This window comes from Rhizobium redzepovicii, from assembly GCF_019793435.1.
GTDB lineage: Bacteria > Pseudomonadota > Alphaproteobacteria > Rhizobiales > Rhizobiaceae > Rhizobium > Rhizobium redzepovicii.
Map to the genome: position 1 here is coordinate 23,172 of NZ_JAILYH010000024.1, position 12,476 is coordinate 35,647.

9 protein-coding genes are annotated in these 12,476 nt (G+C 63.8%); 2 read left to right on the top strand and 7 right to left on the bottom strand.

Features of this window, described 5'->3' with window-relative positions; translation table 11 throughout:
• Positions 1 to 31 precede the first annotated feature (31 nt).
• On the top strand, positions 32 to 2,557 hold the full coding sequence (locus tag K6N12_RS29465) for a ligase-associated DNA damage response DEXH box helicase (protein ID WP_097624787.1): 2,526 nt from the start codon (positions 32 to 34) through the stop codon (positions 2,555 to 2,557).
• Positions 2,558 to 2,626: 69 nt separating this feature from the next.
• On the top strand, positions 2,627 to 3,352 hold the full coding sequence (gene pdeM / locus K6N12_RS29470) for a ligase-associated DNA damage response endonuclease PdeM (RefSeq protein WP_097624788.1): 726 nt from the start codon (positions 2,627 to 2,629) through the stop codon (positions 3,350 to 3,352).
• 70 nt (positions 3,353 to 3,422) lie between these two features.
• Here pdeM and K6N12_RS29475 read toward each other — a convergent pair whose 3' ends face one another.
• The 7 genes from K6N12_RS29475 to K6N12_RS29505 form a co-directional block, all read right to left on the bottom strand.
• A complete protein-coding gene (locus K6N12_RS29475; RefSeq protein WP_003588729.1) occupies positions 3,423 to 4,004 on the bottom strand; it encodes a transglycosylase SLT domain-containing protein in 582 nt (193 codons plus the stop codon).
• 28 nt (positions 4,005 to 4,032) lie between these two features.
• On the bottom strand, positions 4,033 to 5,019 hold the full coding sequence (locus K6N12_RS29480) for an alpha/beta hydrolase family protein (protein WP_097624789.1): 987 nt from the start codon (positions 5,017 to 5,019) through the stop codon (positions 4,033 to 4,035).
• Between the two features lie 108 nt (positions 5,020 to 5,127).
• Positions 5,128 to 5,685, bottom strand: a complete 558-nt coding sequence (locus K6N12_RS29485; protein ID WP_097624790.1) for a dihydrofolate reductase family protein — start codon at positions 5,683 to 5,685, stop codon at positions 5,128 to 5,130.
• A gap of 181 nt (positions 5,686 to 5,866) precedes the next feature.
• A complete protein-coding gene (locus tag K6N12_RS29490) occupies positions 5,867 to 6,667 on the bottom strand; it encodes a TIGR02186 family protein (RefSeq protein WP_097624791.1) in 801 nt (266 codons plus the stop codon).
• Positions 6,667 to 7,590 carry a sulfite exporter TauE/SafE family protein gene (locus tag K6N12_RS29495; protein ID WP_054183786.1) on the bottom strand — a complete coding sequence of 308 codons (924 nt, stop codon included), beginning with the start codon at positions 7,588 to 7,590 and terminating at the stop codon, positions 6,667 to 6,669. The genes K6N12_RS29490 and K6N12_RS29495 overlap by 1 nt, the downstream gene beginning before the upstream one ends.
• Before the next feature lie 346 nt (positions 7,591 to 7,936).
• Positions 7,937 to 11,722, bottom strand: coding sequence for a peptidoglycan-binding protein (locus tag K6N12_RS29500; protein ID WP_097624860.1), 3,786 nt, complete (start codon positions 11,720 to 11,722; stop codon positions 7,937 to 7,939).
• 327 nt (positions 11,723 to 12,049) lie between these two features.
• Positions 12,050 to 12,415 carry a VOC family protein gene (locus K6N12_RS29505; protein WP_097624792.1) on the bottom strand — a complete coding sequence of 122 codons (366 nt, stop codon included), beginning with the start codon at positions 12,413 to 12,415 and terminating at the stop codon, positions 12,050 to 12,052.
• Positions 12,416 to 12,476 lie beyond the last annotated feature (61 nt).

A 12,476-nucleotide genomic window follows, 5' to 3' on the forward strand; every position in this document is an offset into this window, starting at 1 on the left:
TTTTTCCTTCCTATTTCACTACCTTCAGGGCGTGGACCAGATCGATTCCGAAGCCCGCGCTTTGCTGCCTGCCGCCTTTACCCGCTGGTTTGCGGAAAAGGGCTGGCGGCCGCGCGCGCATCAGCTGGAGCTGCTGTCCCGCGCCGAGGCCGGTGAAAGCACGCTGCTGATTGCGCCCACCGGCGCCGGCAAGACGCTTGCCGGTTTTCTGCCGTCGCTGACCGATCTTACCCGCCGCGGCAAAATTCCGCCCGGCTCCGCCTTCACCGGCATTCACACGCTCTATGTCTCGCCGCTGAAGGCGCTGGCAATCGACATCGAGCGCAACCTGATGAAGCCGGTGGCGGAAATGGGCCTGCCGGTCACCGTCGAAAACCGCACCGGCGATACGCCGAACGCCAAGCGCCAGCGCCAGAAGCTCAATCCGCCGGATATTCTGCTGACGACGCCCGAACAAGTCGCCCTGCTTCTCGCCAACCGCGAGGCCGAGCGCTTCTTCAGGGATCTGAAATATGTCGTGCTCGACGAGCTGCATTCGCTCGTCACCTCCAAGCGCGGTCATATGCTGTCGCTCGGCCTTGCGCGTCTGCGACGTCTTGCCCCCGGCCTCCAGACGATCGGCCTGTCGGCGACTGTCGCCGAACCGATGGATCTGCAGAAATGGCTGGTCGCCCAACAAGAGGGCAGCGGGCAGGAGAGCAGGGAACACCATGCCGGTCTCGTCGTCGTCGAAGGCGGCGCCAAGCCGGATATCTCGATCCTGTCGACCGAAGAGCGCATTCCCTGGGCCGGCCATTCCGCCAAATATGCCATTCCCGATGTCTACCGGCAGCTCCTCGACCACCAGACGACGCTGCTCTTCGTCAATACCCGCAGCCAGGCGGAAATGCTGTTCCAGGAACTCTGGACGATCAATGACGACAACCTGCCGATCGCCCTCCATCACGGTTCGCTCGATGTCGCCCAGCGCCGCAAGGTCGAGGCGGCGATGGCCGAAAACCGGCTGCGCGCCGTCGTGGCCACCTCGACGCTCGATCTCGGCATCGACTGGGGCGATGTCGATCTGGTCATCCATGTCGGCGCGCCGAAGGGCGCCTCGCGCCTTGCCCAGCGCATCGGCCGCGCCAATCACCGCATGGACGAGCCGTCGAAGGCGATCCTCGTACCGGCCAACCGTTTCGAGGTGATGGAGTGTCAGGCAGCGCTCGACGCCAATTATATCGGCGCCCAGGACACGCCGCCCGTCGGCCGCGGCGCGCTCGACGTGCTCGCCCAGCACGTGCTCGGCATGGCCTGCGCCGAACCCTTCGACATGCTGGATCTCTACGACGAAATCGTCAGCGCCTCGCCCTATGCCGATCTCAGCTGGGAGACCTTCGAGCGCATCGTCGATTTCGTCGCGACCGGCGGTTATGCGCTCCGCACCTATGAGCGTTATGCCCGCATCCGCAAGACCAAGGAGGGCCGCTGGCGTGTCTCCAATCCGGCCGTCGCCCAGCAATATCGCCTCAATCTCGGCACCATCGTCGAAAGCCCGATGCTGAACATCCGCATGGTCAAGCGCGGCGAGGGCGGCCGGATCGGCCGCGGCGGCGCCACGCTGGGAAAGGTCGAGGAATATTTCCTCGAGCAATTGTCGCCGGGCGATACTTTCGTCTTCTCCGGCAAGGTGCTGCGTTTCGAGGGCATTCGCGAAAACGAATGCCTGGCCTCGCAGGCCTTTTCGCTCGATCCGAAAATCCCCTCCTACAACGGCGGCAAGTTTCCGCTGTCGACCTATCTCGCCGAGCAGGTGCGGGCGATGATTGCCGATCCTGACCGCTGGCGCCATCTGCCGGATCAGGTGCGCGATTGGCTGTCCTTGCAGGACGACAAGTCGATGCTGCCGAAGCGCGACGAGTTCCTGATCGAAACCTTTCCGCGCGGCAGCCGCGGCTATATGGTTGCCTATCCCTTCGAGGGCCGTCTCGCCCATCAGACGCTCGGCATGCTGCTGACCCGCCGGCTAGAGCGGGCCGGCGCCAAGCCACTCGGCTTCGTCGCCACCGATTATTCGCTGGCCGTCTGGGGTCTCGAGGATATGGGGCTGATGATCGGCAATGGCCGGCTCAGCCTTTCCGACCTCTTCGACGAGGACATGCTCGGTGACGATCTCGAAGCCTGGCTCGACGAATCCTTCCTGCTGAAGCGCACCTTCCGCAATTGCGCCGTGATTGCAGGCTTGATCGAGCGCCGTCATCCGGGCAAGGAAAAGAGCGGCCGGCAGATCACCGTCTCGGCCGATCTGATCTATGATGTGCTGCGCAGCCACGAGCCGGATCACATCCTTTTGCAGGCGACGCGGCAGGATGCGGCGACGGGACTTTTGGATATTGGCCGCCTTGGCGATATGCTGAAGCGAATCAGGGGCCACATCACCCATCGCCCGCTCGACCATATTTCTCCGCTTGCCGTGCCGGTGATGCTGGAGATCGGACGCGAGGCGGTGCCGGGCGAGGCCCATGACGCGCTCTTGGCCGAGGCGGCCGACGATCTGATCGCCGAGGCGCTCGCCTGAGGAGACTGGGCCCGAAGAGATTGGGCCCGAAGAGATTGGGCCTGACGAGAATTGGAAACGACGATAGTGATGAACCGCCTGGCGCTGGCGCGCGACATATCCGGATTGGCTGCGATCCCCGGCATCGAGACATCGGTCCATGGCATTGCCGCTGTCTGCGATCCGCTCGGCGCCCTCTATCTGCCGGACGCCGGCCTGCTCGTCGTCTCCGACCTGCATCTGGAAAAAGGTGCCGCCTTCGCCCGCCGCGGCATGATGCTGCCGCCCTATGATACGCTGGCGACGCTGACCGTGCTTGCCGCCCTCATTTCCCGTTATGATCCGAAGCTCGTCGTTTCGCTCGGCGACAATTTTCACGATCGCATCGGCTCCAAACATCTGCCGGAGAATTTTCGGGCGCTGATCGTCGCCATGGCCCGCGGCCGCGAATGGATCTGGGTCAACGGCAACCACGATCCCGACGGCGTCGTCGATCTGCCCGGCACCTCCGTCGACGAAATGCACTATGCCGGCCTGACTTTTCGCCATGAGCCGAGGAACGGCTTGCAGAGCGGCGAAATCGCCGGCCACCTGCACCCGTCGGCAACGGTGCGCCGCCGCGACAGATCCATCCGCCGTCCCTGCTTCGCCACCGACGGCGCCCGCCTCCTGATGCCCGCCTTCGGCGTCATGAGCGGCGGCCTCGATCTCGGCCATCAGGCGATGAAAGGCCTGTTCGACAAGGGGTCACTGATCGCACATCTGCTGGGGCGAGATCGGATTTATTCGGTCAGGTACGGGAATTTGCGGGGGTAGCGATCTCCCCACCTGCGGGGGGATGCCCGGCAGGGCAGAGGGAGGCGCCACACGGCACGCCCCAATATCGCTAATCACACCCCTGCAACTGCTGCTGATAGGTCCCAGCCATCCGCGCGAACTTCTGCGCGGTCTGCTGCAATTGCCCGTTCGAGCGCCAGTCGCCGCGTTTGTATCCGGTCGGGCCGGAGTAATAGGCGAGATAGAGATTATAAGCATCGTTCAGCGGAATGCCGGTCTCGGCGCTGTTCTGGGCGTGGTACCAGCCGATGAAATCGATCGCGTCGGCGAAGTTCGCCCGCCGCGCCGTCCAGTTCCCGGTCTGCGACTGATAATGGTCCCACGTTCCGTCGAGCGCCTGCGAATAGCCGTAAGCGGTCGAAGGCCGCGTCCAGGGAATGAAGCCGAACAGTTTGGTGCGGGGCGGCCGCGCGTAGGGCTGGAAGCCGGATTCGGTATACATCGTCGCCATCAGGATCGGCACCGGCACGCCGTATTTCTTTTCCGTCCGCTCGGCCGCACTCTGCCAGCTGGAGAAAAGTCCGTCGCGCTCGTCGAAGACGGCGCAGATGTTCCGCGTCTGCTTCGGCGCCGTCGCGCAGCCGGCGAGCAGCGCGAGACCCACAGCGGTCAGAACGATACGAGTACGCATGACAAAATCTCTCGTTTCCGAGAGATTACTAACTCGTAAATGTTAAAAACCGGTTTTTAGTCGAATACGAAGTTTTCTGAAGGGCTGCCTGTGCCGTCCAGGGATGGATGCCGTCGCGCAGCCAGAGGACGCTATCGCGCCAGAAACCCTCGCAATGACGTGAATGGAACAGGCCGAAATGGCCGATCGCCTCGAAGCCGAGATCGGCGGGACGCAACAGCACTTCGTCGATCTCGGCATTGCAGTAATAGGCAAGCGTGCGACGGATCGCCGGCACGGTTCCGAGCTCGTCGTCCGACATGGCGACGGCCAGGATAGGTGCGGTCACCGCAGCAAAACGCGCGAGCACCTCGTCCCGCTCCGCAGCCGGGTGGCTCATTTCCATGCGCGCCCGGCGAAAGCTCCATTCATGGGCGACGCCGGCCGGCAGATCCTCGAGCCAGCCGAGGCGTTTGCCGGGAAAATAGCCGAAGAGCGCCGTCAGCGCCGGCATGGCGACGTGCCATTTCATCAGCAGCCGCATTCGGCGCGCCGGCGCATAATCGCGCCAATAGGCGTATTGGGCGCCCATCGTCAGAATGCGGTCGATCCGGCCGGCATATTTCGAGAGGCCGGGCAGAAAACCGCCGATGCTGTGGCCGACGATGCAAAGCGGCTGGTCCGCCCGTCCGTCCATAAACCGCAGCGCCGCGTCGAAATCCTTTTCGCCCCACTCCCGCCACCGATAACCGCAGCCGCGGAGCCGCGCCGGCCTCGAAAGCCCAATGCCGCGGTAGTCATAGGTCAGAACGTCGAAACCATGAGCGGCGAGAAACTGGGCGTAACGGTGATAATAACGTGCAAGCACGCCGGTCGCGGGATTGATGATGACGCTGGCGTGAGCTTTCGCCCCGCCCGAGGTCCAAAGGTGGCCGCGGAGCATCACGCCATCGCTGCATCGGATCTCCACCGGTGTATCCACCGCCGGCCGTTCATCTTGTTCTTGCGCAAGCGACAGGTCAGCGCCTTCTGCCATGCTCCGTCTCCCCAATCTTCGGGGATGATGATAGAGGCGCCATTTCCGCAGGAAAAGCCGAATGCGGCCCCAGATTGGGCCGCCGGCGTCATCAGATAGTCTAAGACGCTACGCTTTCACCGGCTCGTAGCGCAGGATCACCGCACCGCCCTGCGTCGTCGAGGATTCGATGAGCTTCAGCGGCACCTGGCCCTCGGCAGGCTTGAAGAGCGGGTTGCCGCCGCCGAGGATGACGGGCACCACGCAGACCCTGATTTCATCGATAAGACCCGCTTTCAGCAGGCTATCGGCGAGCTCGGCACTGCCGAAGATGAAGATCGTTTTGCCGTCTTCCTGCTTCAGCCGCGTCAGTTCCGGGATCGGATCGCTGACGACGCGGGCATTGTTCCAGCCGGGCTCGGTCATCGTCCGCGACACGGCGATTTTGGCGATGCCGTTCATATAGGCTTTGATTGTGTCTTCGCTTTCGGCGGTCGGCCAGTAGGAGGCCATGCCCTCATAGGTCTTGCGGCCGAAGACCAGGAGATCGCCTTCCTCGCCGAATTGCTCGGCATAGTGCTGCAGCTCCGGCCCCCAGGCGAGATTGTGGAAGTCGATATCCCAAGGCTTGGTGCCTTCGAAATAGCCGTCGAGGGTCATCAGGTTCCAGACGATAATCTTTCTCATGTCCATCCTCCTTGTGGATTGCATTCACCGCAACAAACCGATTGCGAATAGCAACTGGTTCAAGCTAGAGCGACTGATAGCAAAATGCAAGCGGTTTTCACGGGAAGGCAAGATGAGCCGCATCCGTGTCGCGTGCCATTCCGGGAGGAGATTTTCATGAATGCCGCGCCGGCGGCGGAGATCAGTCCTTGCGGAAGATCAGGCTGGCGCCCCAGCCGGTGATGACGGCGAGCAGCACGGCAGCGCAGCCGTAGAGGATCGGCTGACCATGCGCGGCGTCGGTGATCGTCTGCTCGATACCGGTCTTGATGACGCGCAGCGGAAGCGATTCCTCGGTAATCAGAGTCCCGCTCTTGAAGAGATAGGCGCGCACGGTGTGGACGCCGTTCGGAATGTTTGCCGGCAGCCGCAGGCTCGCCTTGAAGAGGTTGGAGGAAACGAAACGCACGCCGCTCGGGTTGCGGTCGTAGAATCCGCCGCCCTGCTGCAGCCGCCGGAAGGCATCGCGGAATTCGCCGAGATTGCTGCCGTCGCCGACGAAGCCGACCGGTGTCAGCGGAATATGGTCGATGCCGATCCCCTGGTCGGTCAGTTCGAGTGGCGTCGTCAGGTCGTCGATCATCCGCGAACTCGACATCGAATAGGAGTGCGGTACGGATTCGAAGGTCATCGAGCGCGTATTCACCCAGATGCCGAAGACGCGCTCCTTCTTGCGCACCGTCGCATCCTGACGCGGGCCCTCCAGGACCACGACCACGTCATATTGGCCGATGGCGAGCAGCAGCTGGTCGGTATTCGACAGCGCCCCGAAGATGGTCAGATCGGCGCCGTGGAAATCCGAGGTGATGGCGATTTCGCTGGTCGACGTGCCGATCTCAAGTCCTTCACGCACTGCTTCGGTTGACTGCCCCGGCAGCCATTGCGCTCCGGCCGCCGCCGGCAGCAGACAAAGCAATGTGAGGACGGCGGCAAGCAGGCGCATCAGTTGTGGGCTCCGATCACCACCGAATAGATGTCGGCCGGCGTCACCACCAAGGCGATCGCCAGACGCAGGCCGACGGCAAGCACCAGCAAGCCGAGCAGGGCGCGCAGCTGCTCGCCGCGCAGCTTCTGGCCGACGCGCACGCCGTATTGCGCCCCGATGACGCCCGCCACCATCAGGATGAAGGCGAGCACGATATCGACGGAAAAGTTCGTCGCCGCCTGGACGATCGTCGTATAGGCGGTCACGAAGATGATCTGGAACAGCGACGTGCCGACGACGACATTGGTCGGGATGCGCAGCAGATAGATCATCGCCGGCACCATGATGAAGCCGCCGCCGACGCCCATGATCGAGGTGAGGATGCCGATCGCAAAACCGAGCGCGACGATCGGAATGACGCTGAGAAAGATCTTCGATTTCTTGAAGCGCACCTTCAGCGGCAGTCTGTGCACCCAGTGCTGATGGCCGGGTTTGCGCGGCGCCGGCGGCTCGTTGCGCGCCGCCCGCCGCATGGCATTGATGCTTTCGAGCAGCATCAGCCCGCCGACCGTGCCGAGGAAGATGACATACATCAGCGAGATGATCAGATCGAGCTGACCGATGGCGCGCAGCAACGAGAAGATCCAGATGCCGACCGTGGCCCCGGTGAGGCCGCCGATCAAAAGCACCGTGCCGAGCTTGACGTCGAGCGTGCCGCGCCGGAAATGGGTGATCGCGCCGGAGATCGACGAGGCCACGACCTGGTTGGCGCCGGTGGCGACGGCAACCACGGGGGGAATATTGTAGAAGATCAGCAGCGGCGTGATCAGAAAGCCGCCGCCGACGCCAAACATTCCAGACAGGAATCCGACGGCCGCCCCCATGCCGAGAATGATGAAGATGTTCACCGACAATTCTGCGATGGGCAGATAGATTGTCACAGCCGACCCCGAATGATGACCGCTCCTGCCGGGCGGTTTCTGTCACGTCCCCGTTCGAATGCGCACCATACTGTGAAATCGTTGCCAGAGGCTTTCGATCGGCCCTTGGATCGAGCGATGGAGATCGGTGGCAGAAGATTCGCCGGATGCGCGGATGGATATGTCCCGCATAATCCGGCTTTTTTCAGGTTTTGTGACAGTCGGCGGCAAAATTGGAAAAAGCCTTGCGGCATAGTGCCGCCAGGCTTTTTCTAAAGCAATTTCAGCAGAAGGGCCGTGCGGTTTGCGCCCGGTTTGGCGCAATCACGATAGAAGTCATTTCCGCGCCCGAGGGAATGGAAATGCTCTAGATCGCTTTGGCTCCCTGCTTGTTGCGTTCGAGCAGCGCCTTGACGGTTGCGTCGGTCACCTTGCCGTCCGGCTCTTGGCCGATCGACTTCTGGAAGTTCTTGATCGCGGTCACCGTCTTGGCGCCCATTTCGCCATCCGGCGTCCCGGCGTCGAAGCCGTTATTGTTGAGGATCGCCTGGATGTTGCGGACCGCCTTCTTCATGTCGACGCTCGCCGTCTTCAGGCCGGTTCCCGCCCATTCGTCCGGAATGTCGATGGTATTGCTGCGGTGGTCGAGCGGCTCCGGCTTCCAGAGATCGGCCTTGGCGCGGGCACGTTCGAGCTGGTCGGGCTTCATGGCGTTGGCCACTTCGTCGCGCTTCTGCGCCGCATCCTTGTCGCCGGCCTTGGCGGCAATCGCAAACCATTTGTAGGATTCTTCGAGATCCGCCGGGACGCCGTTACCCCTCGCGCAGAGGATCGCCAAGTTGAACTGGCTGTCGGTGATGCCGAGGTTGGCAGCCTTGGTGAACCAGGAGGCGGCCGTCGCATAATCCTGCTGGCCAAGAGCGCCAGAGGCGTAGAGCACGGCGAGATTGTGCATGGCGCTGGCATTGCCCTGGTTTGCCGCCTGTTCGTAGAAGCCCTTGGCCTTGGCGATGTCGCGTTCGACGCCGTTGCCCTTCTCGTACATGCTGCCGAGCCGGTATTGCGCCGGTGCAAAACCCTTGTCGGCCGAAAGCTGGTACCAGCCTGCGGCTTGCTTCTGATCGACGGTGATGCCGTTGCGGCCGTCCGAATAACGCGCGCCGATCTCAAACAGCGCCAGCGCATCGCCGCCCTGCGCCGCATCGGCAAGCGATTTCGGCTGGATGGTGTCGGGAATGGCGATGGCGGCCTGGGGCGCGCTGGCCGCCGGCGTATTCGCGACGAAGCCCGATGTCTCCTGCGCAGCACCCGATGGCGCGCCGGGGGCAAAGGTCGCGGCCCCTTCGCCGTCGAGCGGCGTCGCGTCGGTCAGATGATCTCCGGCAACCGGTGGGGTTGCCTCGGGTTGTGCCTGCTCGGCGGCGGGTGGGGTCGCCTCCGCTGTGGGAGCGGCCGTCTCTGCGGCATTGCTGTCCGACTGGGCCGGCGTCGCTTCAGGCAAGGCCGGCTGCGGGTTCTCGGTCGCGCCGGTCAGGGCCGAGACCTCGGCCGGCGGCTGCGGTGCGCTCTCGCCGCTCGTCAGCGTTCTCGCAAGCGGAAAGGCCATGATCGCGAGCAGCACGGCGCCGACTGCCAGCAGGATCGGCCGGCGGTAACGCGAAAAGGCGCTGGTCTTGCCTGCCTTATCCGTCTTCTCGGAAATCTTGCCGCCCTTGTCGGCAGCCTTCTTCTCGCCCTTGACGGCTGCCTGTTTCGGATTGGCGTCCACCTCCATCGCGGCCGCCTGAGCGGCGCGACGGGCAGCGGCGATATAATCGGCGCGATCAGTTTCGGCGGCAGGTTTGCCACGTGCCGCACTCTGGCTGGCGCGAACCCGCTCGAGGATCTTCTTGACGTCCGGTGCGCCCGAGCCCGGCTCGAGCAGTTCGTTTGATGCATCCGACGGCATCACGTCGGCGGGATCGATCGACGGCGCGGGGTCGATCATCGGGCGTTCGGCTGCCCGGTTTTCGGCCTTCTTGCCGGGCCGCAGCCGCTTGCCGAGGCTGGCGAGCAGGCTGGCCTTTGCCGGTGCCTGTGCCAGCGCGGGGGTGGCAGCCTCCGGCGTCCTGGTGGCGGCTTCGATGGCGATCGCGCTCGTTCCGCTCATGGCGGTTGCCTGTGCCGGGGGGGCAGGTTCGGGGGCGACCTCGGCGGTGCGGATGACGGGAGAGGCCTTCGCCGTCGCGACAGCGGCCGGCGCCTTGTTCATCTCGGCCTCGGCCACCATCAGCGCATAGGGATCGACATCGAAGTCGACCTCGGCCAACGGCATCTGGGCGGCCGGCCGCCCGCGCTCTTCCATGCCATCGAGGCGATCGGCGATATGCACCAGCGTCTCGTGCAGCGCCTTGAAGGTCTTGTGCGTGCGTTCCTCGCTGTCGCGGCTGATATCCTCGAGATGGCGCAGGTCTTCGGCGAGCGCCGTCAGCGCCGACATGTCGGCGGCGGGCACGCCGCCCTGGGCGGCGCCATTGCGCGAATAGGCCTCTACGACGGCCTCAGCCGCCTGGCGCGCTGCCTCGATGATATATTCGTCGCTGGTCGCCATATAATCTTCGATCGCGCCCATCCGCCGGTCGAGATCGGCGGGGATCGCAGCGCTTTCGCGCGGCTCGCTCATCAGCGCCGAAAGATTGGCGATCTGGTCTTCGAGGTTCTTCAGCGCGTGCGGATCGGTCGGAGCTGCCGCCGTGCTCTCTTCCAGCCGGGCGGCGATGTCGCTCAGCCGTCCTTCCAAACGCTGGAAGGCGCCGTCGTCGACCGCCGCCACGGGCGCCGGCTGCTGATAGGCCATCTCGTCGATGCGTCGGGCGAGATGATCGAGCCGCTGCGCCAGCACGTCGTTGACGGCGCCGTTTTCGAGCGCGTCGATCTTGCGGGAAATGTCGGAAAGCGGTCCGGTGAGATCGGGCTGCGGCGCGGCCTTCTGGGTGTGCTCCAGCAGATAGGACAGATGTTCCAGCCGTTCGTCGAGTCGCGACGTCGCTTCCGCCTTGGTCAGCTCCTCGACGCGGGATGTTAGGGCCTCGAGCCGCAGCGCCAGCTCCTCATCAGGCGTTGCGCGATTGGCCGCATCATGACTCATCAGGTCGATCTGGTCGGCCAGCGCCGAAAGCCGGCCCTCCAGCCGCTGCATCAGCCCCGGATCGTTGGCGGCGGCCGCGCGTCCGCTGGCCGCGATCGCCCGGCTGATCTCGTCGAGCCGCATGTCCATGGCGGCGAACTGTTCGGACATCACCCGGTCGTGCGGCTGGATCATGCTGCCGAACTGTTCCATCGCCGTGGCGATGGCGATGAGCTTGTCCTCAAGCGCCCTGACCGCCGGGCTTTCGCCCATGCCGCCGATATGGCGCTTGATGTCGTCGAGCCGATAGGCGAGCGAAACCAGTTCTTCCTGCAGCCCCTCGGTATCGAGGGCGGCAAGCCGGCTTTCGAAGCCGTCCCAGCGATTTTCCATATGGCGCAGCGAATCCTCGCGCGCCAGCCCGTCCATCAGCGAGCGCAGTTCCTCGAAATCCTCGCGAAGGCCGGCGGCCTCCGGGGCGCTCGAACGGCCGGTCAGCTGGGTGATGCTCTGGGCAAGGCGGCCCATATCGGCGCGCATGTCGTCGGCGAAGCGGCCGTCTCCGGCATTCGTCTTGATCTCGCGAAGTTCGGCGCGCAGCGCGTTCATCTCGCGGGTGACGCCTTCGGAAATGTCGCGCTTCAGGTCTTGGCGCAGGTTGACGAGCGCCTGGGCGATCTCCGTCATCGTGTCGTCGCCGGGGCGGAAGGCGGGTGCCGCCTGCGGTGCGGCGCGCGGCGCAGGGTCGCGCAATTGCGGGGCCGGCTCGCGTCCGTAGGGCCGCTCACGGCCGGCTTCGAGCGCGCGTTGGCGCTGGCGGATTTCGGCGAGCGGATCCGGCCGCGGCTCGATCGGCGCCCTTGCCGGGCGCGGAGGGTTGGAGCCGGCATAGGGATCGCGCTCGGCCGTTGCCGTGCGCGGCCGCTGTTCGCGCCCGCTGCCCATCAGCCCTTCAATGCGCGCCTCCAGCCCCTCGATCGTGCGGTTCAGCGCATCGAGCGAGGTCCTGTCGGACTGTCGGGAAGGATTTGATCGCGATCCGTTCATCTTCTTGCTCGCTTCGACTGCTCGACCCCTCGTCAGAGCTCGATCTGTGGCTTTTCCGTCTGTGGCCAGCGTCTTCACGCGGACCGGAGCATCTTTCATCAGAAGTTAGTCAATTAGACTTTCCTCAAGCTGAACGATGTAGCGGCATCCCTGGGAAACGCGAGACTGGGAAAAGGAATGCGGATTGCTGTTGCTCAATCCGCACCTTTCACGAAACGTGGTAAACAAGCCGTTAATGTCGCTGAGAATTTTTTAACGTTTGGGCTCAAAACGCCGTTTTTGGCGGCAATTGCCGGCCAATTGGTCGGATCGAAGGGCGGTGCGCGTTCAGGCCGGCCGCTTATATTGCAGCTCGATCTTCACGCCCTCGGGGCCGTAAACGAAGACCTGGCCGAGATCGGTGTCGGGGATATCGTAATATTCGTAGCGATAGCCGCTCGACTTGATGCGCTCCAGCGCCGGGGCGAATTCGTAAAGGCTAAAGGCGACATGGTTGAAGATGCCGGGTGGAAAATCACCGCTGCGCGATGTCAGGCTGAGATGGATGACCGGGCGGTCGTCGAGATAGAGCCAGTGGCCGGGCGAGGGGAAAGGCGGCCGGTAGCCTTCCTCGACGCCGAGCACGGTCTTGAAGAAGCCGATCATGCGAGGCGCATCGCGGGTATCGATCGTGACATGGTCCAGGCGCGGCATCGGTTCCTCCCTGCCAGCTCTTTCGACGAAACATAGTCTGTTCGTAACCGCCGCGAAAGCG